Origin of the sequence: Halalkalibacter oceani (assembly GCF_023715705.1) — a bacterium.
Classification (GTDB): domain Bacteria; phylum Bacillota; class Bacilli; order Bacillales; family Bacillaceae_D; genus Halalkalibacter; species Halalkalibacter oceani_A.
The window spans coordinates 79,522-103,567 of record NZ_JAMBOS010000005.1; the positions used below are offsets into that span (position 1 = coordinate 79,522).

Genomic DNA, 24,046 nt, shown 5'->3' on the forward strand with positions numbered 1-24,046 from the left:
TAACCAGGAAAATCCCTGTTAAAAACGGTAATCCTACATTCCACTGTTAATTCCTCCAGAGAATGTCTCTTTTTTCTTTTTAATTGTAGCGCGCACCTTTAATAAAATAGAAACCACGGTCAGTCCCAGAAACACGGCTGCGATAGGCTGCGTTAAAAATGGTAGAAAATCACCTTGAGTATGCATAAGACCTCTTCGTAAATTGGTTTCCACGAGCGGACCTAAGATGAATCCTAATATAACCGGCGCAACAGGAAACTTGAACTTCAGCATCAGATAGCCTAAGAAGCCGAAAAATAACAGAGCACCAGCATCAAACATTCTGTTGTTAACACCGATGGCACCAACGACACATAAGACAAGAATAAGCGGCATTAAGATATACTTCGGAATGCTCAAAACCTTTGTGAACACTCTCATTCCAAAATAGAGCAGGGCGATCATCGCAATATTGGCAATAATCAAGGCAATAAAGATGCCGTATACGACATCCCCGTTATTTTGAAAGAGCAGCGGCCCTGGTGTTAAACCGTGAATAACCAGTCCACCAAGAAGAAGGGCCGTAACCGTATCCCCGGGTATACCGAGTGAGATTAACGGTACCAATGCTCCGCCAACAGCGGCATTATTAGCAGATTCAGAAGCGACAACACCGGATGGCGTGCCCTTGCCAAATTCCTGCGGAGTTTTCGAGCGGTTTTTGGCCGTCACATACGCAATAATATTCGCGGTTCCTCCTCCAATTCCCGGAAGGATACCAATCCCGACCCCGATCAGGCTTGAACGAAATCCGTTCCACCCCTGACTAAAAAACTCCTTTAGCGAAAAGCCAAACCCTTTCATCTTATAGCGGACCGACTGGCCTTTACCAATCTTTCTTTCAGAAGCTTTAATGATTTCAGCAACCGCAAAAAGTCCAATTAGCACCGGTAATAAATTAAAGCCAGCATCTAATGCGCTGTATCCAAAAGTAAAACGGGGAAAGGCATCAATTGGCGCCGACCCGACCATTGCTAGCGCAATACCGACCAGCCCGGCCAGCAGTCCTTTTACTAACGAGTCTCCTGCTAAACTTGAAATCATCGTTAATGCAAAAACTGTAATCGCAAAATACTCAAATGGACCGAACTTCAACGCAATATTGGCCAATGGGGGAGCCAGCAGCATTAAGATAAAAATACTAAGCAACCCACCTAAGAAAGAAAATAAAATAGCGTAACCAAAAGCTTTTCCCGCTTCACCCTTTTGGGCCATCGGATAACCATCGAACGTCGTGGCGATGGAAGATGGCGTCCCGGGCAGCTTCAACAGAATTGCTGGGACAAGTCCGCCGGAAACCCCTCCGATATAAAGACCCATTAAAATCGCCATCCCGTCCATCGCGCTCATGCCAAATGTCATCGGCAGGGTGATCGCAATTGCCATCGTCGCGGTCAGGCCTGGAATCGAGCCAAATACAAGCCCGACCATTACTCCGATCACGATAAATAAAATGGTCTTAACACTCATCACTGCGGCAACCCCGTCCATAAACAGCTCAAACATTCCAACACCTCCTTATCCTAAAATGCCTGAAGGCAGCCTTAAGTAAAAAATTGATTTAAAGCAATAGTAAATCGTCCCCGAGGAAACAACCGAAATGATAATAAACAACGTCACTTTTCTCTGGGCTTTTTCAGCAAGCACATACATTTGGAAAAAGAGATAAACAGCTGTCATGATCAGAAAGCCGAAGACAGGCATCAAGGCGATATAGCCGATTAACAGCAGGGCGGTGACGGCAACTGATAAGGGCTTGACAGGACCCTGTTCGCCGGCCTCTTCTTCCTCTTCCGGCCCTTCAACTGCTTCTGCCGGCTGTTTTGCTTTTCGTACCGAAGTGGCGAGAAGAATAAGACTAAGAACAAAGATGCCGCCCGCGACGAGCTTCGGGGCAAAATCTGCACCAATGGCCGTCACCGTCATCTGCTGAATATAGTAGGAAGCAATAAACATCACAATTGAGACTAGAAGCAGAAAAACACTGGCGTAAATGTCTCTATATTGCTTACTCATCAAATCCCCCCTCTTGTTTCTGAATGCGTCTACCCTTCAAATTCTACCAATGCGGCAAGAAGGGCTTTAATGTAGCCGATCGAATAAGCAAATCCTACGCTTCCGTAGCTCCAGCCGATGTTAGAATGCGCCCAGTTACCGTCAAGGTCAGGGCGGTCCCCTTCCATCATCGGTACATGATCCGGATTTAAACAGCCATTGTAGCCGACCTTTCTAAGCTCAAGCAATATTTTGAACATGTTCATATCACCATCATCAAGCAGAGCTTCTTCAAAGGCGCCTGCCGTCGGCAACGACCCTCTTACATTGCGGAAATGGACAAGAAAGATCCGATCCTTTCGTCCGTATTGATTGATTTCATTAAGGACAAGCGGGCTTCCTCCCTCCTCGGCTCTTGTTCCGACACAATAAACGTAGCCAACATGTTTACTCGGAAATTCATCAATAATCCGCCGGTAACCCAATCCGCCAAACGGGGTATCATGATTAGGGGAATCGGACGGATGCATCGCCAATTTCACATCATAATCCTCACACGTCGGTACAAGCTTGGCATAAGCGTCACGGAACCGGCTCCACCATTGCTCGTGTTGTTCAAGCGTCGGCGTTTCATATGGTTCCTTTTGAAATCCGAGGCTTTCTCCTCGAGCAATCGCTCCTCCTCTTTGCCGCGCTTGATAGCTTTTTGTCATATAGTTGAATGTATCGCCGGCAAACCGCTGTCTGACGATTTTAATCCCTGCTTCGCCAAATACCTTGACTGCATTGACCGAGTTCTCAAGCTCCTTTTCGCTTCCTTCTTCATTTTTCATAAATGTCTCCGATAAATCAGGCAACGTCACACGATTGACATCAAGCCCAAACGAGCGCACTCTTTTTTTCATTTTTAAAACGGCATCCAAATCCGGGTAACCCTGCTCCTTCACGCCAGGAAATGAGGACCCTTTGCCAAAATCGATACAATCCACTCCCAATTGACACAGCTGTCTTAAATCGCCGTCACTCAGCTCAAAGCTTGTCGTCGTTACTGATACTTTCATCATTAGAAATCCCTCCATTATTCCTAAAAAGAATACGCTTACATTTAAAATCAAAAAAAACATTAGAATAAAGCCTTTGTTTGATAATATAATTGTAAGACAAATAAAATTATAAATCAATACAAAATTTTATAAATCAGTAAGAATATGCTGCCAATCGAATCAAACCCAAAAAAGGGCCGGGACAAAAGTGTTTTACCTTTTGCCCGGCCCCTCGCAATGAGCGGTACCGCCGCGATTTTTTAGCCTGTTAGGAATGTCTTACCCCAACATTCTGCAGGAAGCCCATTGCTGCATCTACCAGTTTGCTTTGTCCGGTTTATTCGCTGCTTTCTTTTTGCTGCATACCCCTTAACGCCTTTTTTCTGACAAAATCAAGATGGCGGTACATGCTGATATAGGCTTCAACCGGATCGTGCTTTTTTAACGCATCAAAAATATCGATATGATATTGCAACGTTTGCTCCAAATTCCGGGCTTCCAACGGGATTTGTTCCAGCACTTTTTGATGAAAGGTTTGCAACGGATCAATCATCCCCTCAAATAAAGGATTATTGGCACTGTGGGCGATGACCTTATGGAAGATCATATCCAGCTCCGATGAATCCTCCGTCGGCAGCTTCTTCATCTCTTCTATCGTTTCTTCTAATTTAGCAAGCTCTTCTTCCGTAATCTTTTCCGCCGCTAATGTCACCAACCCAAGCTCCAACGCTACTCTTGTCTCAATGATGGATGGGATGTCCCAGGCAGAAAGCGCCAGCATCATCGCAAACGGTTTACTGCCAATTCGGTCAGAAAAGAAAGTACCTTGTCTCGTTTTTCGATTGACAATCCCCAATACTTCCAATGACGTTAACGCTTCGCGAATCACAGGCCGGCTCACATTACAAATTTCCATCAATTCAAGCTCTGAAGGAATCCGATCACCCGGCCTCAGCTGACCCGTCATCAAAAGGCCAATAATTTCATCAATGACCTGCTTTGAAAGAGATTTTTTATTCAATGATTTAATATCGACTTCTTTGTTTGTCCCCACTATGTCCCCTCCTTTGTATTCTTTTTAATTTGTAAGACAATTTATTTATTTTACATACTGTCTCCCAGTTTGTCAACGTTTCAGGCTCGAAACTGTTGATACGTCCGAAAAAAGCGGCCAGGAAGGATCCTGCCCGCTTCTTATAGACCGCTTTGTACTGTCCTAGAGAAATCCAGACCGAAAGAAACGTGTACCTGCGATCTCTAGTGAGGATTAAACCGATGAGAAACGTTCATCACATCTACTGGTTCTTCTTTTTTTCTTCCCAAAGCTTTAGACGTTCTTCGTGACTAACCTCTTTATGTATTTGGTGCAGCATCCATATGTAGCCATAGGTATCCATAAAGATGGCATTTGATACGCCGTGATCAGGAAGCTCTGTCACCGGTTGCACCTCCGTGCAGCCTAATTCCATCGCCTTGTCATACGTCCCTTTAATATCCGGTACTGATACATTAATCCAGCTCGTTTTTGGATCCTCAGCCGTTGGGGCGATCAAATGGAACTCCGGGTTTTCATCTAACAGATGAAAGCGAACGCCATACAACGTAAATACGGCCTCATTTTCACCACGGGGAAAATTGGAAACCTCCACCCGCTCAATCTCAAATATCTTTTCATATAACTCCAATGCCTTTATGCTATCCTTTACGACCATATCAATTTCTACTCCAACCATAAATGCGCTCGCTCCCTTCAAAGTTTCTTTCCCTCATCATTTTCCCAATTTTCTACCTAAAGTATACCAAATTCAAGGCTGAATAAAGCAGTAAGAAGTTTATCCTTCACTTATAAATACTCCAAAAGAGAGGTAGCGATTGTAAAGTAAATCGATAAGCTGAGTATATCACCAATCGCCGTAACAAAAGGACCCGAAGCTAATGCAGGATCAAGTTTCAGTTTATTAATAAGTAAAGGCATAACAGCTCCCACGACACATGAACGGGTTTGATCCGCATGCCTATGCAAGTGTCACATTGTTTGTGGCCAGGGGAATTGATGTTCAACAACTTATTTTATCTTTTTCGATTGTTGGTTTAATCTTTTTTAGGTTTTCTTCTTTAGCCATGTTCCTTCAGCTAATTTTTCATCGATAAAATCTAACACAGTCTGCAATTGATCCATCTGACTTTTTACTTTTTCCTTATGTTAGAGCATACCTGCTTTCATTTCAGAAGTCATCTTACTTGTTTCAGCAATATCAAGATATAATTTCACTTCTTCTAAACTAAGACTTGCCTTTTTCATACAGACAATCAGTTGCAACCTTTGAATATCGCATTGTGAAAAAACCCGATGTCCATTTGGAAGCCGTTTAATCTTTGGTAGCAATCCAGCTTTTTCATAGTATCTGATTGTATCAATACTCAACTTGGTAAGAGTGCTAGCCTGTTTGATGGTATACATACAACTTCCTCCTTTTTATAGGTAAATTATAAAATATGAAGTCAACTCCAGGTCAAGCTGATTATTTATTATTGACCTGAAGTTAGCTCCATGTTTTATACTACAGTCATTTACTAATAGGAGGTAAACTAAAGTGTTAAAGTCAGAAAGAAAAACAGCACTAGTTACGGGAGCGAACAGCGGAATAGGACTGGAGCTTACAAAAAAATTAATTGAGAACGGTTGGATGGTAGTTGCTTTAATTCGCTCGGAATTTCCAAAGGAAGATCCAGAGTTCCAACAAAAAATCCGTCAAGGAGATATCCGAATTTATCATGCCGATTTATCTGATTTTACGCAACTCAAATCTGCTTTGATGCAAATAAAGGAGAAAGAGACAAAGCTTGATGCGCTATTCAATAATGCTGGGGGCAGTTTCCCGAATCTAAGCTTTTCACCACAAGGACGTGAGCTGCATTATGAAATTCAGACAGTTGTTCCCTTCATCATTACGATGGAACTGCTTGATCTCTTAAAAAAGGGAAATCCTGCTATCGTGATCCAAACTAGTTCGGACGCGTTTCATTTTAAAAGAATTTTCGTACCGGAAGAACTGGCGAACCCACCAAAATTTCATAAACTGATTGGCCCCTATGCATCGTCGAAGTTGGCAATCACTTTGTGGACACATGCATTGGCACCAGAGCTAAAGCGAGAGGGGGTGAACATGATCAGTATCGATCCAGGCAATAACAATACAATGCGAAAGGGCAGAAATGGAGGTTTGCCACTGATTATACGGCCGTTCATCCGTCTATTTGGTCCCCATCCTAGTGTAGGGGCAAGCCGGTTGTTCGCCGGTTTGGAGAGATCTTCAAATGAAGCTGGATTATATATCTCAAAAGGAAAGCCAACTGAGTTCAAATTTAAACAGCACGCACCCAACGTTTTATTACAAGTAAAAACTGTATATGAAAAGGAATATTTGCCACTTTGATTAAGACAAGAAGGCTTTCGAAACTTTCTCGATAGCCTCTTTATTATAGTTTTATTACTTTTTTAGAGAAAAGCTACAAGGTTGAGGTTAAGTTCTTTAAAATAAGCTACCAGGAAGAGTTCGAATAATTGTTTATGAATGGCCAGACACAAACAATTCTATTTCTACTAATCTGCTCGCTAGTTCAATAATAGTTATTTTAAATAATAAAAATATTCACACTGATTAAATTTGTCTCATCATAGAGACAAATCTTATTTTTATCCAATATATGTTTTTAATACAACATAAAAAGCAAGGATTTCCCCTGCCTTGTCACACTACAACAGATGCATTTACAAAATTTACTGCTTATACATCATAAAATCATGTTAAAGCTGCATGCGCAAAAAAAGAAAAACCCTTGATAAACAAGGGTTAATCTTCATTATCCAATAGAACCTTCCATTTCGAACTTGATCAAACGGTTCATTTCGACCGCGTATTCCATTGGAAGTTCTTTTGTGAACGGCTCGATGAAGCCCATGACGATCATTTCTGTTGCTTCCTGCTCAGAGATACCGCGGCTCATCAAGTAGAACAATTGGTCTTCCGATACTTTCGAAACGGTTGCTTCGTGCTCCAGGGTGATGTTGTTATTTAAAATTTCGTTGTATGGAATTGTATCTGATGTTGATTCGTTATCCATAATCAACGTATCACATTCAATCTTTGACTTCGATCCTTCCGAACGGCGGCCGAAGTGGCATATTCCACGGTAGGTTACTTTCCCGCCATGCTTAGAAATCGACTTCGATACAATCGTTGAAGAACAATTTGGAGCAAGGTGACTCACCTTCGCACCAGCATCCTGATGCTGACCTTTACCGGCAATCGCGATCGAAAGCACTGTTCCTTTCGCTCCTTCACCGCGCATAATAACAGCAGGATACTTCATTGTCAGCTTCGAGCCGATGTTACCGTCAACCCACTCCATTGTCGCTCCGGCATCTGCAACGGCACGCTTTGTCACGAGGTTGTAGATGTTTGGCGCCCAGTTTTGGATTGTCGTATAACGGCAATAGGCATTTTTCTTAACGATGATTTCAACGACTGCACTGTGTAAGGAATTCGTTGAATAAACCGGTGCCGTACAGCCTTCCACATAGTGGACAGAGCTTTCTTCGTCAGCGATAATCAACGTCCGCTCAAATTGACCCATGTTTTCTGAGTTAATCCGGAAATACGCTTGTAATGGCGTATCCGACTTGACTCCTTTTGGCACGTAAATGAATGAACCGCCGGACCAAACCGCTGAATTCAATGCGGCAAACTTGTTGTCGGATGGCGGAATCGTTTTACCGAAGTGCTCTCTGAAAATTTCCTCATGCTCTTTAAGAGCGGTATCTGTATCGGTAAACAGAATACCTTGTTCAGACAATTCTTCCTTCATGTTGTGATAAACAACTTCTGATTCATATTGCGCAGAAACACCGGCTAAATACTTTTGCTCCGCTTCTGGGATACCAAGCTTATCGAACGTATTTTTAATTTCTTCCGGCACTTCATCCCATGATTTCTCGGACTTCTCTGATGGCTTTACATAGTATGTGATATCATCAAAGTTTAATTCCGATAAATCTCCGCCCCATTGCGGCATCGGCATGCTGTAAAACAATTCTAATGATTTTAAGCGGAAATCAAGCATCCACTGCGGTTCTTCCTTCATCCGTGAAATTTCTTCCACGATTTCACGTGTTAAGCCGCGCTTCGAACGGAAAATCGATACGTCACGGTCTGAGAACCCATATTGATATTCCCCGATTTCAGGCATTTTCTTCGCCATTTGAAACCCTCCTTATAATTATCTTAACCAAAACCTACGAATCATGATGATCATGAAGCCCTTTTTCCATCGCTTTCCAAGCCAAAGTCGCACATTTAATCCGGGCTGGAAACTTCGCTACTCCTTGCAGCGCTTCAATATCGCCTAAATCAAAACGATCTTCATCATAATCCTTTCCAAGCATCATATCTGAAAAGATGGCGGACATCTCCAATGCCTCTTCCGGCTCAAGTCCCTTTACAGCCTGCGTCATCATCGACGCAGAAGCAAGACTAATGGAGCAGCCTTCCCCAACAAACTTGGCTCCCGCTATTTTTCCATCCTCCACTTTCATTTGCAACTGAATCCGATCCCCGCATGTCGGGTTATTCATGTTCACAGTCAGTGTCTCACCTTCAAATTCACCGCGGTTACGTGGATTTTTGTAATGATCCATGATGACCTGTCTGTACAGTGTATCAAGGTTATTAGAAGACATCACCAAAGTACTCCTTTGTTTTTACTAAGCCCGCCACAAGCGCGTCGACATCCTCTTTTGTATTATACAAATAGAAGCTCGCCCGCGCCGTTGCCGTTACGTCAAGCCATTTCATCAATGGCTGCGCACAATGATGGCCGGCTCTGACTGCGATTCCTTGGCTATCCAATACGGTGGCGACATCGTGCGGATGCACGTCACTAACGTTGAATGTGACAAGACCCGCCCGCTTTTTCGGGTGGTGCGGGCCGTAAATCGTGATCCCTTCCACCTCTGCAAGCTTTTCCATTGCATAGTCTGCCAGCTCTGTCTCATGCTTCTCGATTTCGTCACGGCCGATTTGCTCCAGAAAATCGATCGCTGCTCCGAGGCCGATCGCCCCGGCAATAATCGGGGTTCCACCTTCAAATTTCCACGGCAGCTCTTTCCATGTAGACTCCTGTAAGCCGACAAAATCAATCATTTCGCCGCCAAATTCAATTGGCTCCATCTTTTCAAGCAGCTCTTTTTTTCCGTATAGAACGCCGATCCCGGTCGGACCGCACATTTTATGAGCGGAAAAAGCAAAGAAATCGCAATTAAGCTCTTGAACATCGACTTTCATATGCGGTGTGCTCTGCGCGCCGTCAACGACCATAATCGCCCCGGCACGGTGAGCAATCTCACCGATCTCTTTAACCGGATTGATCGTTCCGAGCACGTTGGAAACCTGCATGACAGAGACAATCTTCGTCTTATCAGTGATCGTTTCCTCAACATCAGCCAGATCAATTGTCCCATCCGGCTGAAGCGGAATATACTTTAACGTCGCTCCAGTTAAGCGTGCCACCTGCTGCCACGGGATAATGTTACTGTGATGCTCCATCGGCGTAATCACAATCTCATCTCCGGCTGTCAGGTTGTCACGGGCATAACTCGAGGCGACGAGATTCAATGCCGTTGTCGTACCGCGGGTGAACACGATCTCTTCTCTTTGCTTGGCGCCGATAAACGCCCGCACCTTATCACGTGCTCCTTCATAGCCATCCGTCGCCAATGTTCCGAGCGTATGCACACCACGGTGAACATTCGAATTATAGCGGCGATAATAATCATCAATCGCCTCAATCACGGCTGTCGGCTTCTGTGAAGTAGCGGCACTATCTAAATAGACAAGCTGATTTCCGTTGACCTGCTGATCTAAAATGGGGAAATGCTGCTTAATCTCTTTTTCATTCATTAGCGCACTTTCCTTTCGATAGCCTCGCGCAAACTCTCCTTCACAGATTCAATTGGAAGCTGGTTCACGACAGGGGCCAGGAACCCGTGAATGACGAGACGCTCGGCTTCCTTCCGAGAAATTCCGCGACTCATTAGATAGAACATCTGCAGTGGATCCACTTGCCCAACTGAAGCAGCATGTCCAGCAGTTACGTCATCCTCGTCAATCAATAAGATTGGATTGGCGTCTCCGCGCGCTTTTTCACTGAGCATCAGCACCCGCTCTGTCTGTACACCGTTCGACTTAGTCGCACCGTGCTCAATTTTTGAAATACCATTAAAGATAGACGTCGCTTCGCCGTTCAAGACACCATGCTTAAGGATGTGACCCTCTGAATGCTTACCATGGTGAAAAATTGTCGTCGTGAAATTTTGCTTCTGTGTTCCGCGTCCGATAGAAACGGTTTTTGTATCTGCCCACGAACCGTCGCCAATCAGATGCGTTGTATTTTCCGATACTGTGTCACCATCATTCATTTGACCAAGCGCCCAATCCACCCGGGCATCACGTTCAACATGAGCACGACGTACAACATATGTTGTCACCCCGGACGAAAGCGTATCGACGGCTCCGAATGCGATCTTCGCGCCGGCAGCGGCATATACTTCTGCCACAAGGTTCGCCGAACCTGTACCGTCCGTCAAAGACGTGTAGTTTTCCACATAAGTTACGGAGCTGTTTTCCTCGGCTACGACAATGACATGATTGTAGAGCCCTGTTTCTACCGTATCAATAGTGAATACTGCCTGTAGAGGTACTTCCACCTGAACGTTGCGCGGCACATAAAGGAAAACGCCTCCGTTCACTAAAGCAGCATGCTCAGCAAGCAGACGGTTCTCGTTAACCTTCACAGCTTCACCGAAGTACGGCTTCACTTTATCGCCATGCTCAGCAAGAGCTGTCCGGAAGTCAGTAAAGATGACGCCCTTCGCCTGTAAATCACCCGACAACTGCTGATACACGGTTTCCGCATCCTGTTGAACAAGGAGATTGTCTCCTGAATGCTTTTCACCAATCAACAGCTGGATCTCCGGTGCCAACGTTTCAACAGCGTCCAGCCTCGCTTTTTTTGCTACTTCTGTATTCGGTTGAGTAAAATTCCATTTATCAATTTTTGTTTTGTCCGGCTTTGGCAGCTCCGCAGTTTCCATCTGCTCCAAGCCGTTTAACCGGATCGCGCGGAACCACTCCGGCTCTTTGCGTTCATCCGAGAATGCTTGAATCCGCTCCTTTGCGAACAAAGTGTTCGTCTCGACTGTCATACATACCACCCTTTACTATTGTTTCTGCTGTTTTCTTTTAAAACTTAAGAATCCTTACGCTTCCTGATTGACACGTTCATCTTCAATGCCAAGCTCTTCTTTAATCCAGTCATATCCTTCAGCTTCAAGGCGTGTCGCAAGCTCTGATCCGCCGGACTTGACAATGCGTCCCTGCATCATAACGTGTACTTTATCAGGTGTAATATAGTTAAGGAGGCGTTGATAGTGAGTAATAATAAGACAGCCGAATTCTGAACCGCGCATCGCGTTAACGCCTTGAGAAACGACTTTAAGAGCATCGATATCCAAACCTGAATCAATCTCATCAAGAATGGCAATTTTCGGCTCAAGCATTAAGAGCTGAAGAATTTCATTACGCTTCTTCTCACCGCCTGAGAAGCCTTCATTCAAATAACGATGCGAGAATGATTCATCAATTTCAAGAAGACCCATCTTCTCGTCAAGCTGACGGATAAATTTCATCAACGAAATTTCGTCGCCTTCTTCACGCTTTGAATTGATCGCAGAGCGTAAAAAGTCCGCGTTTGTAATTCCACTAATTTCACTTGGGTATTGCATCGCTAAAAACAAACCAGCCTTTGCCCGCTCATCAACTTCCATTTCAAGTACATCCTCGCCGTCCATGGTAATAGACCCGGAAGTAATCTCATACTTCGGATGACCCATAATCGCCGACGCCAATGTTGATTTACCGGTTCCGTTAGGTCCCATAATTGCGTGGATTTCTCCACCTTTTATTTCAAGGTTGAACCCCTTCAAAATTTCAGTGCCTTCAACAGCTACATGTAAATCTTCAATCTTCAAAAATGGTGCAGACATACCAATAACCTCCAATGTATTTTCCTTCATCTATCTTCAAGATAGGATGAATCTTTTTTGTTTTATTCTCAATCTATTCTCATTCTAATCTTATAACAAATCCATTATAAGTTCAAGGTAAGTGAATGATTCTACCTTACATTCCCCGACATCATTTTGCAACTAAGATAGTGGGCAAAAAACAGATAAGTCTTCATGTAAAAAACTGAGCAGCCTGCGCACGCTCAGTTTTCTCTTACTATCTTAGTTTAGGCGGTTTAATTCTTTTTAGCTTACTGAACCTGCTTGTCCTTCCCGGAAAGATCGCGAATCGTCTCCTGCACGAGCGTCACCGCCTGGCTTAAGGCCGCTCCTCCGCCAAAGGCAGCCGTCACGCCAACAGCCTCAAGAATTTCTTCCTCTTCACAGCCTTGATCGAGACAGCCTTTTGTATGGTAAATAATGCAGTACTCATCCTGAGAAAAAATACTGATGCCGAGCGCGATCAGCTGTTTTTCCTTTTGGGAAAGCTTCCCCTTGGCAAAACAGGCCTCAGTGAAAGCATTGTATTTCTTGGCGATTTGCGGCATTTTTTCGGTAAAAAAACCGATTCCTTCTTTATAATCCTGTAGCGCCATTTCGATTGGACTGTTCTCCTGTTGCTGCTCCATCCTTTTCAGCCTCCTTTTGTAATGGCATTATTATTTGTATATTGCCATTAAATATTCGCGGCGATGGGACGGATTGATGCAGATCGTTAAAGCATAAACGCTCATATTAAATTCCCATAGAATTAGAAATGTAGTATAGCAAAGAAAGGAGTGTGACAAAAAGGAAACACCTTTTTTGACACACTCCCACTTTCTTCTTATTTAACGTTATTGAGAAACCGGAATAACAGCCCCGTTATACGTTTCTAAAATAAACTGGGCGATTTCCTCGGATTGTAGAACCTCCAGGAGCTTCAGCACTTCTGGACGCTGTTCATCCTCAGCCCGGACAACAATTAAGTTCGGCTGAAGGACATCTTCTCCTTCGAAAGCAATTCCGTACTGTTCAATGTCGATGCCGCCTTCCAGCGCATAATTCGTATTAATTGCCACGGCATCCCCTTCGCCGCTTTCAAACGATGGAGCAAGCATTCTTGCTTCAACCTGAGTGTCACCGAAACGAAGATTTTTCGGATTGAAGACAATATTATCGACTGTAGCAAGTTCACCTTCCGCTACATCAAGCTCAATTAAGCCGGCACGTTCAAAAATCGGCAAAATACGGCCATGGTCGCTAATTGAATCACTCATAATAATGTTCGCACCTTCCGGAAGCTCCTCAAGGCTGCTGTACTCCTGCGAATAAATTCCGATCGGTTCAGCGTGTACCTCTCCGATACTAACAAAATCATAATCATTTTCTTCGATTTGCATGTCTAAATAACCCGGTGTCTGGAAATAGTTTGCATCAATATCTCCGTCACGCAATGCGTGGTTTGGCAAAATATAGTCCTGGAAGGTCACAATCTCAAGATCAATTCCTTCCTCTGCTAATAACGGCTTCGCCGCTTCAAGAATTTCAGCATGCGGCACGGCTGATGCCCCAACGCTTAATGTAACAGCTTCCTCCTGAGGCTCGCCCGCCTCATCTGCTCCCGTATCAGGTGCTTCCTCATCGGTGCTGCCGCACGCTGCCAAGGAAAATGCCAATGTTGCTGCTCCAATCAAGTGTAAAAACTTTTTCATCTTTGTTTCCCCCTTCGTTATCGTTTGTCTGTTTTATTGGTAAAATAGTCGCCGATCCATTGAATAATAAAGACAATGATCACGATGACTATTGTTGCCACGAATGTAATCTGACTGTTCGATCGCTGGAACCCTTCCAAATAGGCAAAATGTCCAAGCCCTCCGGCGCCGATCACACCGGCCATCGCCGTATAACTGACGAGCGCGATCGCCGTCACAGTAATACCGGAGATTAACGCCGGCATCGCTTCCGGGATCAGGACCTTGCGGATAATCGTCCAATTCCCAGCCCCCATTGCCTTCGAGGCTTCAATGACTCCCTTATCGATTTCGCGCAGGGCAATTTCCACCATCCGTGCGTAAAAAGGAGCCGCTCCAATGATTAAAGCCGGCAGGGCAGCGTTTGCCCCAAGCATCGAACCGACCAGGGCACGCGTAAACGGGATCAGTAAAATAATCAATATAATGAATGGAATAGAGCGAAAAACGTTAACAAACAAGCTGAACAGCTGATTGATGAACCTGTTTTCCCACAGATTCCCTTTGCTTGTTAAATACAAAGTCAACCCGAGAATAATACCGAGAAAGAAGGTCGCCACTACTGAGATGCCGGTCATATAAACCGTTTCAACAGTCGCGTTCCACAACCCGTCCCATTTCACTTCATTCAACATGCGATATCACCTCCACCTCAACCTGCTTACTGCTGATAAAGGCAATTGCCGCCTCAATTTGCTCGGGTTTCCCGTCAAGAGCAATAAACAGAGTTCCATATGAACCCGCCTGGATTTTTGTTATTTTCCCTTGAACAATATTGACCTCGATATCAAATTGACGGATCAACTGGCTAATAAGCGGGCGCTCCGTTTCTTCACCGACAAAGGTAAGCTGGACAACTTTCCCTTCAGGAGAATCCGCCAGCATATGCGAAATCGCTTCGGCTGTTTCTTCCGGCTCGGTTATTTGTTTGACAAATTCCTTTGTCATTTCCTCTTTCGGCTTCCTAAACACGTCACGCACTGGTCCTTGCTCAACCACCTTGCCGGCCTCCATTACGGCGACCTGATGACAGATTTTGCGGATAACATGCATTTCATGTGTAATTAAAATAATCGTCAATCCAAGCTTTTCATTAATGTCAACGAGTAAATCGAGAATCGCATCAGTTGTTTTCGGATCTAAAGCGGATGTCGCTTCATCACAGAGAAGAACCTTCGGATTATTGGCCAGTGCCCTGGCGATCCCGACCCGCTGCTTCTGACCGCCACTAAGCTGGGAAGGATAGCTTTCTTCTCTGCCAGCCAGCCCGACAAGTTTAATTAATTCATCAACGCGCTGATCACGTTCCGGCTTTTTTACTCCGGCGATTTCAAGCGGGAATGCGATGTTTTCCCGCACGGTGCGAGACCAGAGCAAATTAAAATGCTGAAAAATCATCCCGATTTCCTGTCTCGCTTTCCGTAAATCCTTCTTACTCATCTGTGAGAGATTTCGCCCGGCTACTGTCACTTCCCCTTGAGTCGGCCGCTCAAGCATATTGACCATTCTGATCAAGGTACTTTTCCCGGCGCCGCTATAGCCGATGACGCCAAATATCTCGCCTTCATTAATTTGTAAATCAATCCCGTCCACCGCACGGACCGGACCATCCTTCGTCTGAAAAACTTTATAAATATCGCGCAACGTAATCATCAAATCACACCTTTCCGATCACTTAACTTCCTTTTTGCACAGTACTTGTTTCCTGGATGGCAGAACGTTCCTCATAAGAAAAACCCTCCTGTGCATCAGCAAATGAACAGAAAGGTTGTGAATACGAGCCTCTCTCTCATCTTTCAAAGCATTCCGCTTTGCAGGATTTAGCACCATTGGTATGGTTGCCGGGTTTCACAGGGCCAGTCCCTCCACCGCTCTCGATAAGAGCTAAATTATACTTCCTTTTAGCATGATGAAATAATAGCACGGAGAAAAAATACTTGTCAATCTTTTTGCTTTTTCCAATGTAAAAGGAAGATATGGAAGATATTATCTGAAAAATGGAACTATTTAAGAGAGGGAGAGATCATGGTAGGCGCCAGTCAGGCAGGTGGAAATACCTTAGTGGATAGCGATGCCGTACTGCAGATAAAAAACATGGCAGTGGCTTCGTTCTGCGCAGACTTCGCTTACTGCTTGGGGCTGTGTCAAAAGTAAAGCGATCTTTTGATACAACCCTTTAACACCAGCCTTCTTCGCAGTTGTCGACATAGGAAGTAATCTGGTCGGGGTTTTCTTGCTCGTAGCGATAAATTTTATCCTGCTCAAATTCATAGCCCCGGAACATGTCATGTTCCAGTCCTTGGCTTGTCTCCAACACTTTTCCAATCTGTGTGTCACCAATGTAAAGATTCAGCGTTCCAGCTTCATACTTTCCCTTTACCTGCCCTGTTACATCGACCCGGACAAATCCCATGTTCATAACCTCCTTATCAGAAGTTACTGTTATGATTCCCTTTCCTCATTTTTCGATGCCGCTGCACAAGAAAAAAGAGCTGGGACATCAGGTAACATCAACCTGCTTATCCCAGCTCCGCACAACTCGCTTTTAGTCCTCGGAAATCATTTCCTTGTATTGCTCCGCTGACATCAGCTTGTCAATTTCTGAAGAATCGCTTGGCTCGACAACGATCATCCACGCCTTTTCATAAGGTGATTCATTGACAAATTCAGGAGAATCATCAAGCTCTTCATTCACCTCAACAACCTTGCCGCTTACCGGAGCATAAAGCTCGGACACCGTTTTGACAGATTCAACGCTGCCGAATGGCTCGTCCGCTTCAATTTCGTCTCCAACTTCCGGAAGCTCGACAAATACGATGTCACCAAGCTCAGACTGAGCGAAGTCCGTAATCCCGATACGGACTTTATCTCCTTCAACTTTTACCCACTCATGCTCTTCGGAATACTTTAACTCGTTCGGTAAATTACTCATAAAAAAATCCCTCCATCATGATCCACTGTTTTTTCTAATTATACCTACTTTTTCAATAAAACAAAATGAATTATTGCCAAACCTGTTCAAATTGCTCTTCCTTGAATCCAACGGTTACGTTCTCTCCGTCGGTTGTGAGCGGACGCTTGATCAGCATCCCGTCAGAGGCCAGAAGTTCCAGCGCCTCATCCTCTGACATTCCCGCAAGCTTGTCCTTTAAACCTAATTCGCGATACTTTTGTCCGCTTGTGTTAAAGAACTTTTTTAATTCCAATCCACTCTTCTTCCACATTGTTTCCAGTTCATCTTTTGTCGGTGGATGATCGACAATATGTATGTCTTTCACGGCAATCCCATGCTCGTCCAGCCACTTTTTGGCTTTTCGGCAAGTACCACATTTTGGATAGTGGTAGAAGCTAATCGTCATCATACCCCTCCTTTCGATACGCCTGCTTTCATTATTGCCGATCTGCTTTTTTTGCACAATGATTTTGCCTATCATTTTCTTTCAATCTTATGACAACTCCTTTTCGCTACATCTACATTGTCCCACTTTCCTGATCTTTCATACTTTAAAGCCCGCTTAAAAAATGAAATGGAGTGGATAAAGGCCTTTGTCACCTTTTGACCACCCCCAACGCAATGAGTGACGACGCCACTCTCTTATGAAGAGAGGGGATTTCACCTGCATAACGAGCCGAGACCAAAGGAAGAGTGTAGTGAACACATTAGCTATGTCCCGGCCCCTTGCAGAGCAGCCATTTCCAATAGGACTGTCTCACTCTATTTTCAAGCCTCTTAGCTTATATATCCGCCCTCCTCGAGAACCGCTGCGGCAATTAAACGCTTTTTCTTTACAACATCAATCTCTTCGTGCCGTGTTAGCTTGCGCAAAATACCGAGCAGCATCCGCCGCTGATCGCCCTCCTCGATCATGATCAGAGATTCCTTCGCATGCCCCTCAATCCGCTGAAACGCTTCCTGGCAGAAGATTTGCGTCATGATCAGCTTCCGGTCCCCTTTGTCGTTCGCCCCGCTTCGTGCCTTTTCCGTCCGTAAAATAGCTGACTCCATCTGATAAATATCATTGACAATATCGGCGACATTGGCAAGCAGCTCCTGCTCCTGCTGCAATGCTTCGCCGTATGTTTGAACGCCCAGGCCCGCAACAAAAAGAAAGATCTTCTTCGCCATTGAAAGCAGCTGCTTTTCCTGTTCGAGCGGCCCTGACCCGACCTCGGCCGGAAGCAGCTGAACAAGCTCCTCTTGCAGCGCTCCCGCTTTTTCCAAAAGGGGAAGCTCGCCTTTCATCGCTTTGCGCAGCAATGTGCCGGGGACGAGCAGCCGGTTGATTTCATTCGTCCCTTCAAAAATCCGGTTAATTCGTGAATCGCGATACATCCGTTCCACTTCATATTCCGCCATATACCCATAGCCGCCATGGATTTGCACCGCCTCATCGACAACAAAATCAAGCAGCTCAGAGCCGGCAATTTTATTCAGTGAGCACTCAATCGCATATTCGGCGATCGCCCCTGCGACAGCGCGCCCGCTTTTCTGCTCCTCCTCTGTTAAGCTGCCGAAGCGTTGCTCGATTAATCCCCCGGTCCGATAGACCGCGCTTTCTGTCGCGTATGTCGCGACCGCCATTTCCGCCAGCTTCTCCTGAATTAAGCGAAATCGGCCGATCGGCGTGTTGAATTGCTTTCGCTCGTTTGCATAGCCTGCCGCCAGCTCAATCGCCCGTTTGGCGCTGCCTACACAGCCGACTCCAAGCTTAAATCGTCCAATGTTCAAAATGTTGAAGGCGATCAGATGACCTTTCCCCGCTTCTCCAAGCAAATTCTCCTTCGGCACCTGGGCATTTTCCAAAATAACAGTCCGAGTCGAAGAGCCTTTAATGCCCATCTTCTTCTCTTCTACCCCTGTCTTCACCCCTTCGAAATCCCGCTCAACGATAAAGGCGGAGAATGCCTTGCCATCGATTTGCGCATAAACGATAAAAAGATCCGCAAAAGCTGAATTGGTAATCCATTGCTTTTCCCCGTTTACTACATAATGTGTCCCCGCTTCATTCAACATCGCCGTCGTTTTCGCACTGAGCGCATCCGATCCCGAGCTCGGTTCAGTTAATGCGTAAGCGGCAATCCGTTCTCCTGTCGCCAAGGAAGGGAGATACTTTTTCTTTTGCTGTTCATTTCCGAAAAAGACAATCGGCAAAGAGCCGATGCCGACATGCGCGCCATGGCTTAAGGCAAAGGAGCCTCCACGCGCCAGTTTTTCGGCGATCAAGGTCGAGCTGATTTTATCAAGCCCGAGGCCGCCATATTCCTCAGGAATGTCAGCGCCGAGCAGGCCAAGCTCGCCTGCCTGTTTCAGGAGCTGAATGGTATGCGAGAATTCATGCTGCTCAATCTTATCGAGCAGCGGTACGACTTCATTGACGGTAAAATCAGCCGTCAGCTTGGCGATCATTTTTTGTTCATCAGTGAAATCCTCCGGAGTGAAACTATCTGCTGCCGCATCCTCAATTAAAAAGCTGCCGCCTTTCACGGTCCGATCCGACGTTTGCCCCATCGTTTTCTCCTCCTTTTTTCGCTACCAGTTAGCCGATTAATTCAAATACGCCGGCTGCTCCCATCCCGCCGCCAATACACATCGTCACAACACCAAACTGCTGCCCGCGCCGCTTCATCTCATGCATTAACGTCAGCGTCAGCTTTGTTCCCGTACAACCGAGCGGATGGCCGAGAGCAATCGCCCCGCCGTTGACATTGACCTTTTCTTCATCAAGCTTCAGCTCGCGAATGACTTGAAGTGCCTGAGCGGCAAACGCCTCGTTCAACTCGAACAGCCCAATGTCCTCCAGCTGCAAACCGGCCATTCTTACCGCCTTCGGAATTGCCTCTACCGGGCCAATGCCCATGATTTCCGGGGCAACGCCCGCCACGGCAAAGGAACGAAACTTTACGACAGGACTCAGCCCTCTGGCAACGGCCTGATTTTTCTCCATCACCAGGACCGCCGCCGCTCCATCACTCATTTGCGAAGCATTGCCGGCTGTTACAGTCCCTTTTGGATGAAATACCGGTTTGAGCTGCTTGAGCACCTCAACAGTCGTCTCCCGCCTTACCCCTTCATCAACCGCAAAGGTAAACGGTTCCTCGACGAGCTGCTCCTGATCAACGGCTCGTTTAACACCCTCAACGGCGATGATTTCCTCGTTAAACCGCCCCGCTTCCTGGGCAGCGCCGGCGCGTTTATGACTTTCAGCAGCAAACGCATCCTGATCCTCGCGCGAAACACCAAAGCGGCGCGCGACTTCCTCCGCCGTATGTCCCATTGTCATATAATACTCAGGCTGTTCGCTGATCAGACGGGGGTTGGCGGCAATCACATGACCGCCCATCGGAATCATGCTCATCGACTCGACTCCTCCCGCGATGATCGCATTCGCCTGACCGAGCATAATTTTTTCCGCCGCAAACGCAATGCTTTGCAGGCCGGATGAGCAATAACGATTCACGGTGATCGCCGGCACGTGATGCGGCATTCCGGCCAGCATCGCGATCGTGCGCGCGACATTCATCCCCTGCTCGGCCTCAGGCATCGCACAGCCGATGATCAGATCATCAATGTCAGCGGCATCGAAATGATTTGCCCGCTTTAACGTCTCCTCGACGGTTAAGGCGCCTAAGTCATCGGGCCGTACAGCGGCAAGGCTCCCGCGCTTTGCTTTTCCGACCGGCGTCCGTGCACCGGCAACAATAACTGCCTCTTTCATATGCCATCCTTCCTTTCTCCTTTAATTGCGAAGCGGTTTTCTTTTCAGTAGCATATGCTGCATCCGCTGCTGTGTCTTCGGTTCTCCGATCAGGCTTAGGAAAGCCTCGCGTTCAAGGTCAAGCAAATATTGTTCATCGACATACGCGCCTTTTGCCACCCGTCCTCCGGCGATGACAAAGGCGAGCTTATCGGCAATTTTTACATCATGCTCAGAAATTCTCCCGCCGGTTTTCAGCGCTTTGGCACCGAGCAGCATCGTCGCGTAGCCGGTTTCCCCGACGACGGGGATCGGCCGCTTTTGCGGAGGGCGGTAGCCTTTTTCAGCCAGATGAATGGCCTGCCGCTTCGCTTCGGCAATGATGAAGGCCTGGTTGGCAACCCAATCATCACGTTCGCTGAAAAACCCGATCTCTCTTGCTTCCTCGGCCGAGGTGGATACTTTCGCCATCGCGACCGTTTCAAAAACAGCATTGGCGATTGGCTGCAGATCGAGCTTCACTCCTGTTGGGAGCCGTTCCAGCTGACGAAGATACAGCTCCTTATTTCCACCGCCTCCCGGAATCAGGCCGACACCGACTTCGACTAAGCCGATATACGTTTCCAATGCGGCTTGAATGCTCGCTGACGGAAGGCATATTTCAGCACCACCGCCAAGCGTCATCCCGTACGGCGCCGTCACAACTGGAACAGCGGCATAGCGAATCGCCGCGGATGCCTGCTGAAATTGCCGGACGACATAATCAATTTCCGGATAGTTGTCATCCTGTGCTTCCATCAGCAGCAGCATCAAATTCGCGCCAACACAAAAGTTTTTGCCGTAATTGCCGATCACAAGCCCCTGATAGTTCTGTTCCACCTCGACAATCGACTTGCGGATCATCTGAATGGCATCAAGCCCGATTGAATTGGTCTCAGAGTGAAATTCCAGCAAGGCGACCCCGTCGCCAATATCATGAAGCGACGCTCCGGCATTTTTCATAATCAGCTTATCCGCTTTTGGCAGATGAATGATTTTTTCTGATACAGCCGGTAGCTCATACTGTCCCTGATTGTAAAAGCTGTCCTCATGATAAAAACGATCAAAACCTTTATCGAGCATCTCCTTGATCCAATCGGGTACCGTTTCGCCTTCCTTCTCCATCCGCGTCACAGTTTCGGCAACACCGAGGGCATCCCAAATCTCAAAAGGACCCAGCTCCCAGCCGAACCCCCATTTCATCGCCTGATCAATTGATTGAATCTCATTGGCGATTTCATCAACCTTTTCCGCCGAAAATAACAGCAAAGGCTTGAGAATGGCCCAGACGAGCCGTCCGGCGCGATCCTCGGCAGCCGCCATCATCTTTACCTTTTCCCGTGCGTTTTTTGCTTTCTTTGCCTGCTCAACAGACGGAGCCTGCAGTTTCTTTCGTCGTTCGTATTCAAGCGTATGAGGGTTAATTTCAAGAATGCCGTCCTGTTTTTTGTAAAAGCCTTGCCCAGCCTTAGCGCCGATCCAGCCCTTGTCAACCATCTCCCGGATAAAAGCGGGCGGTGTCATAACTTCGCGTTCTCTGCCGCTGGCGACCTTTGTAACGTTTTGCGCCACATGCAAAAACGTATCGAGGCCGACAACATCAAGCGTGCGAAAGGTCGCGCTTTTCGGCCGGCCAAGCAGAGGTCCGGTAACCGAATCGACTTCCCCAATCGAATATCCATTGGCAAGCATCTCGTTGACGGTGCTGAGCAGTGAAAATGTCCCGATCCGGTTAGCGATAAAATTGGGCGTATCTTTACATAACACAACCCCTTTTCCGAGTGTCGTTTCAGCAAACGCTTTCATAAAAGTCGTGATTTCGTCATTTGTGCGTGATGTTGGAATGAGTTCTAGTAAAGGTAAGTATCTGGGGGGATTGAAAAAATGAGCACCAAGAAAATGGGCAGAAAACTCGTCAGAACAGCCGGCTGCTATTTCCTCAATTGAAATTCCGGATGTATTCGAGGTAACAATGGCATCTTGCTTCCGCACCGGCTCGATCATCCGCATGATCTCTTTTTTAACATCAATATTTTCGACGACGGCTTCGATAATCCAGTCAACGGTTTTCAGCTTATGCAAATCATCTTCGAGGTTCCCTGGTTCGATGTAGGATAGACGTTGTTTACTGACAAGAGGGGCCGGTTTTTGTCCTTGCAGTTTGTTGATTGCTTCAAGGCTGTAGCGATTACGCACGCTTTGATCAGCAAGTGTGGCGCCATGCTTCTTCTCCATTGGTGTCAGTTCTTCTGGAACAATATCGAGCAGAATCGACGGAATTCCAATGTTGGCTAAATGGGCGGCAATTCCCGAGCCCATAACACCAGAGCCGATCACTGCAGCTTTACGAATACGACGCATCATCATATCCTCCTTTTGAGCAGGCTAGATCGGATTGAATGAATGCTCATTCAGTTTAGTTTAGGATACCGGAATGCTGCCTGTTTTGCAAGGAAGATTCTGAAAAAAATGTAATCTCCTGTTTCCTCGCTAATAACTGGAACTTACTCCTCGTACTGACTGGATAAATGTCACTCGTTTTTTTCACACTATAACATGTATCCGTCCAACGGATATGTCTTTGACAACAAGAAAAACTGCTGAAAAAAGTAAAAAATCGTACTTTTATCAGCAGGTTACAACAAAGGGGGATTCTCATGCAACAGCAGCAAATGAATCAATTTCAAGCCAATCAGCAGCAACCGATTATGCCTGAGCCACCGGCTGTTATTTCAACGAAGGATCAGCTCTATCTTACAGATATGCTGTCTTGGAACTTACTTGCGATGAAAAAAGCCCACTTCTTTGCTGAACAATGTCAGGACCAGGAAATTAAGCAGGTCCTTGATCAAGCAGGTCAAATGCACCAGCGTCATTACACAAAGATCTTGAACCATCTGCAGGCGACAAATCAGCAAGCTGCATCGCTTCAATAATTTTTCACTATTCGTGAGGAGGCTATTCCATGAATCAACAGCAAAAGATTCAAAATCCGGAAATGCAAGTTCCAAAAACCCCGCAAATGTCAGAGCGCGACTTTCTCAACGACCAACTGTCGACTGAGAAATATATGACTTCCGGCTACGGCATTTTTTTAAATGAAGCCAGCCATCAACAGCTGTATCAGGATATTGCAGGCATTTTCCAGGAAACCCAGGACTGCCAGCGCCAGCTCTATACTACGATGTTCCGTAAAGGGTTCTATGCGCTTGAAGCAGCCGACCAGCAAAAGCTGTCTCAGGAGTACCAACAGTTTTCTGGATATAGCAACCAATTTCCTTATCAGCAGTAGAGAAAAGGACTAAGATGAAAAGCCTGGGTCAGAAAGGTGAAAATCAGCCTTTCTGGCCCAGGCTCATGCTATACTAAGGGCAAAAA

General features: G+C 46.1%; 24 protein-coding genes, 1 pseudogene and 1 riboswitch. Of the genes and pseudogenes, 3 read left to right on the plus strand and 22 right to left on the minus strand.

The window, feature by feature from the left end; translation table 11 throughout:
- Positions 1-33: 33 nt before the first annotated feature.
- From M3212_RS06820 to M3212_RS06850, 7 genes and pseudogenes are all read right to left on the minus strand, one after another.
- On the minus strand, positions 34-1,545 hold the full coding sequence (locus tag M3212_RS06820; RefSeq protein ID WP_251193210.1) for a tripartite tricarboxylate transporter permease: 1,512 nt from the start codon (positions 1,543-1,545) through the stop codon (positions 34-36).
- Positions 1,546-1,557: 12 nt separating this feature from the next.
- Positions 1,558-2,055 (minus strand): tripartite tricarboxylate transporter TctB family protein, encoded by a 498-nt coding sequence (locus M3212_RS06825; protein ID WP_251193211.1) that lies wholly within the window; start codon positions 2,053-2,055, stop codon positions 1,558-1,560.
- Positions 2,056-2,084: 29 nt separating this feature from the next.
- Positions 2,085-3,098, minus strand: a complete 1,014-nt coding sequence (locus M3212_RS06830; RefSeq protein ID WP_251193212.1) for a mannonate dehydratase — start codon at positions 3,096-3,098, stop codon at positions 2,085-2,087.
- A gap of 316 nt (positions 3,099-3,414) precedes the next feature.
- Positions 3,415-4,131: a FadR/GntR family transcriptional regulator gene (locus M3212_RS06835; protein WP_251193213.1), complete on the minus strand. Its 717-nt coding sequence runs from the start codon at positions 4,129-4,131 to the stop codon at positions 3,415-3,417.
- A 241-nt stretch (positions 4,132-4,372) separates the two neighbouring features.
- Positions 4,373-4,810 (minus strand): VOC family protein, encoded by a 438-nt coding sequence (locus tag M3212_RS06840; protein WP_251193214.1) that lies wholly within the window; start codon positions 4,808-4,810, stop codon positions 4,373-4,375.
- 110 nt (positions 4,811-4,920) lie between these two features.
- Positions 4,921-5,067: pseudogene (locus M3212_RS06845) on the minus strand (magnesium transporter); the annotation flags it as partial.
- A gap of 213 nt (positions 5,068-5,280) precedes the next feature.
- Positions 5,281-5,538, minus strand: a complete 258-nt coding sequence (locus M3212_RS06850) for a MerR family transcriptional regulator (RefSeq protein ID WP_251193215.1) — start codon at positions 5,536-5,538, stop codon at positions 5,281-5,283.
- A gap of 133 nt (positions 5,539-5,671) precedes the next feature.
- On the opposite strand from M3212_RS06850, the gene M3212_RS06855 reads away from it, so the two are divergent.
- Positions 5,672-6,514: an SDR family NAD(P)-dependent oxidoreductase gene (locus M3212_RS06855; protein WP_251193216.1), complete on the plus strand. Its 843-nt coding sequence runs from the start codon at positions 5,672-5,674 to the stop codon at positions 6,512-6,514.
- Positions 6,515-6,941: 427 nt separating this feature from the next.
- Here M3212_RS06855 and sufB read toward each other — a convergent pair whose 3' ends face one another.
- The 15 genes from sufB to M3212_RS06930 all read right to left on the minus strand — a co-directional run bounded on the left by sufB (position 6,942) and on the right by M3212_RS06930 (position 23,032).
- Positions 6,942-8,339, minus strand: a complete 1,398-nt coding sequence (gene sufB, locus M3212_RS06860) for a Fe-S cluster assembly protein SufB (protein ID WP_251193217.1) — start codon at positions 8,337-8,339, stop codon at positions 6,942-6,944.
- 34 nt (positions 8,340-8,373) lie between these two features.
- Positions 8,374-8,817 carry a Fe-S cluster assembly sulfur transfer protein SufU gene (gene sufU, locus M3212_RS06865; RefSeq protein WP_251193218.1) on the minus strand — a complete coding sequence of 148 codons (444 nt, stop codon included), beginning with the start codon at positions 8,815-8,817 and terminating at the stop codon, positions 8,374-8,376.
- The gene (locus M3212_RS06870; protein WP_251193219.1) at positions 8,807-10,036 is read right to left on the minus strand and encodes a cysteine desulfurase; all 1,230 of its coding nucleotides are present in this window, start codon (positions 10,034-10,036) and stop codon (positions 8,807-8,809) included. Before M3212_RS06870 ends, sufU begins: the two co-directional genes overlap by 11 nt.
- The gene (gene sufD / locus M3212_RS06875) at positions 10,036-11,340 is read right to left on the minus strand and encodes a Fe-S cluster assembly protein SufD (protein ID WP_251193220.1); all 1,305 of its coding nucleotides are present in this window, start codon (positions 11,338-11,340) and stop codon (positions 10,036-10,038) included. The genes M3212_RS06870 and sufD overlap by 1 nt, the downstream gene beginning before the upstream one ends.
- 54 nt (positions 11,341-11,394) lie before the next feature.
- A complete protein-coding gene (gene sufC / locus M3212_RS06880) occupies positions 11,395-12,180 on the minus strand; it encodes a Fe-S cluster assembly ATPase SufC (RefSeq protein ID WP_251193221.1) in 786 nt (261 codons plus the stop codon).
- 272 nt (positions 12,181-12,452) lie between these two features.
- On the minus strand, positions 12,453-12,830 hold the full coding sequence (locus M3212_RS06885; protein ID WP_251193222.1) for a carboxymuconolactone decarboxylase family protein: 378 nt from the start codon (positions 12,828-12,830) through the stop codon (positions 12,453-12,455).
- 207 nt (positions 12,831-13,037) lie between these two features.
- Positions 13,038-13,895, minus strand: coding sequence for a MetQ/NlpA family ABC transporter substrate-binding protein (locus tag M3212_RS06890; protein ID WP_251193223.1), 858 nt, complete (start codon positions 13,893-13,895; stop codon positions 13,038-13,040).
- Between the two features lie 17 nt (positions 13,896-13,912).
- The gene (locus M3212_RS06895; RefSeq protein ID WP_251193224.1) at positions 13,913-14,569 is read right to left on the minus strand and encodes a methionine ABC transporter permease; all 657 of its coding nucleotides are present in this window, start codon (positions 14,567-14,569) and stop codon (positions 13,913-13,915) included.
- The gene (locus tag M3212_RS06900; RefSeq protein WP_251193225.1) at positions 14,559-15,587 is read right to left on the minus strand and encodes a methionine ABC transporter ATP-binding protein; all 1,029 of its coding nucleotides are present in this window, start codon (positions 15,585-15,587) and stop codon (positions 14,559-14,561) included. Before M3212_RS06900 ends, M3212_RS06895 begins: the two co-directional genes overlap by 11 nt.
- A 133-nt stretch (positions 15,588-15,720) precedes the next feature.
- Positions 15,721-15,818: riboswitch (SAM riboswitch) on the minus strand.
- Between the two features lie 292 nt (positions 15,819-16,110).
- Positions 16,111-16,347 carry a YusG family protein gene (locus M3212_RS06905; RefSeq protein WP_251193226.1) on the minus strand — a complete coding sequence of 79 codons (237 nt, stop codon included), beginning with the start codon at positions 16,345-16,347 and terminating at the stop codon, positions 16,111-16,113.
- A gap of 132 nt (positions 16,348-16,479) precedes the next feature.
- A complete protein-coding gene (gene gcvH, locus M3212_RS06910; RefSeq protein WP_251193227.1) occupies positions 16,480-16,866 on the minus strand; it encodes a glycine cleavage system protein GcvH in 387 nt (128 codons plus the stop codon).
- A 70-nt stretch (positions 16,867-16,936) separates the two neighbouring features.
- A complete protein-coding gene (locus M3212_RS06915) occupies positions 16,937-17,293 on the minus strand; it encodes an arsenate reductase family protein (protein WP_251193228.1) in 357 nt (118 codons plus the stop codon).
- A 371-nt stretch (positions 17,294-17,664) separates the two neighbouring features.
- A complete protein-coding gene (locus M3212_RS06920) occupies positions 17,665-19,443 on the minus strand; it encodes an acyl-CoA dehydrogenase family protein (RefSeq protein ID WP_251193229.1) in 1,779 nt (592 codons plus the stop codon).
- Positions 19,444-19,471: 28 nt separating this feature from the next.
- A complete protein-coding gene (locus M3212_RS06925) occupies positions 19,472-20,650 on the minus strand; it encodes an acetyl-CoA C-acetyltransferase (protein ID WP_251193230.1) in 1,179 nt (392 codons plus the stop codon).
- A 21-nt stretch (positions 20,651-20,671) separates the two neighbouring features.
- Positions 20,672-23,032 (minus strand): 3-hydroxyacyl-CoA dehydrogenase/enoyl-CoA hydratase family protein, encoded by a 2,361-nt coding sequence (locus M3212_RS06930; RefSeq protein ID WP_251193231.1) that lies wholly within the window; start codon positions 23,030-23,032, stop codon positions 20,672-20,674.
- A gap of 293 nt (positions 23,033-23,325) precedes the next feature.
- Here M3212_RS06930 and M3212_RS06935 point away from each other — a divergent pair, with 293 nt between their 5' ends.
- Entirely contained in the window at positions 23,326-23,604 is a 279-nt protein-coding gene (locus M3212_RS06935) for a hypothetical protein (protein WP_251193232.1), read from the plus strand.
- A gap of 29 nt (positions 23,605-23,633) precedes the next feature.
- Entirely contained in the window at positions 23,634-23,960 is a 327-nt protein-coding gene (locus M3212_RS06940) for a spore coat protein (protein WP_251193233.1), read from the plus strand.
- Positions 23,961-24,046: the final 86 nt, after the last annotated feature.

Coding starts and splice junctions, on each gene's coding strand:
- M3212_RS06840 (WP_251193214.1), bottom strand. CDS start 4,810: ATGGTTGGAGTAGAAATTGATATGGTCGTAAAGGATAGCATAAAGGCA.
- M3212_RS06905 (WP_251193226.1), bottom strand. CDS start 16,347: ATGGGATTTGTCCGGGTCGATGTAACAGGGCAGGTAAAGGGAAAGTAT.
- sufD (WP_251193220.1), bottom strand. CDS start 11,340: ATGACAGTCGAGACGAACACTTTGTTCGCAAAGGAGCGGATTCAAGCA.
- M3212_RS06820 (WP_251193210.1), bottom strand. CDS start 1,545: ATGTTTGAGCTGTTTATGGACGGGGTTGCCGCAGTGATGAGTGTTAAG.
- M3212_RS06895 (WP_251193224.1), bottom strand. CDS start 14,569: ATGTTGAATGAAGTGAAATGGGACGGGTTGTGGAACGCGACTGTTGAA.
- sufU (WP_251193218.1), bottom strand. CDS start 8,817: ATGTCTTCTAATAACCTTGATACACTGTACAGACAGGTCATCATGGAT.
- M3212_RS06900 (WP_251193225.1), bottom strand. CDS start 15,587: ATGATTACGTTGCGCGATATTTATAAAGTTTTTCAGACGAAGGATGGT.
- M3212_RS06885 (WP_251193222.1), bottom strand. CDS start 12,830: ATGGAGCAGCAACAGGAGAACAGTCCAATCGAAATGGCGCTACAGGAT.
- M3212_RS06920 (WP_251193229.1), bottom strand. CDS start 19,443: ATGGGGCAAACGTCGGATCGGACCGTGAAAGGCGGCAGCTTTTTAATT.
- sufC (WP_251193221.1), bottom strand. CDS start 12,180: ATGTCTGCACCATTTTTGAAGATTGAAGATTTACATGTAGCTGTTGAA.
- M3212_RS06940 (WP_251193233.1), top strand. CDS start 23,634: ATGAATCAACAGCAAAAGATTCAAAATCCGGAAATGCAAGTTCCAAAA.
- M3212_RS06915 (WP_251193228.1), bottom strand. CDS start 17,293: ATGACGATTAGCTTCTACCACTATCCAAAATGTGGTACTTGCCGAAAA.
- M3212_RS06830 (WP_251193212.1), bottom strand. CDS start 3,098: ATGATGAAAGTATCAGTAACGACGACAAGCTTTGAGCTGAGTGACGGC.
- M3212_RS06925 (WP_251193230.1), bottom strand. CDS start 20,650: ATGAAAGAGGCAGTTATTGTTGCCGGTGCACGGACGCCGGTCGGAAAA.
- M3212_RS06870 (WP_251193219.1), bottom strand. CDS start 10,036: ATGAATGAAAAAGAGATTAAGCAGCATTTCCCCATTTTAGATCAGCAG.
- M3212_RS06935 (WP_251193232.1), top strand. CDS start 23,326: ATGCAACAGCAGCAAATGAATCAATTTCAAGCCAATCAGCAGCAACCG.
- M3212_RS06930 (WP_251193231.1), bottom strand. CDS start 23,032: ATGATGCGTCGTATTCGTAAAGCTGCAGTGATCGGCTCTGGTGTTATG.
- M3212_RS06825 (WP_251193211.1), bottom strand. CDS start 2,055: ATGAGTAAGCAATATAGAGACATTTACGCCAGTGTTTTTCTGCTTCTA.
- gcvH (WP_251193227.1), bottom strand. CDS start 16,866: ATGAGTAATTTACCGAACGAGTTAAAGTATTCCGAAGAGCATGAGTGG.
- sufB (WP_251193217.1), bottom strand. CDS start 8,339: ATGGCGAAGAAAATGCCTGAAATCGGGGAATATCAATATGGGTTCTCA.
- M3212_RS06890 (WP_251193223.1), bottom strand. CDS start 13,895: ATGAAAAAGTTTTTACACTTGATTGGAGCAGCAACATTGGCATTTTCC.
- M3212_RS06850 (WP_251193215.1), bottom strand. CDS start 5,538: ATGTATACCATCAAACAGGCTAGCACTCTTACCAAGTTGAGTATTGAT.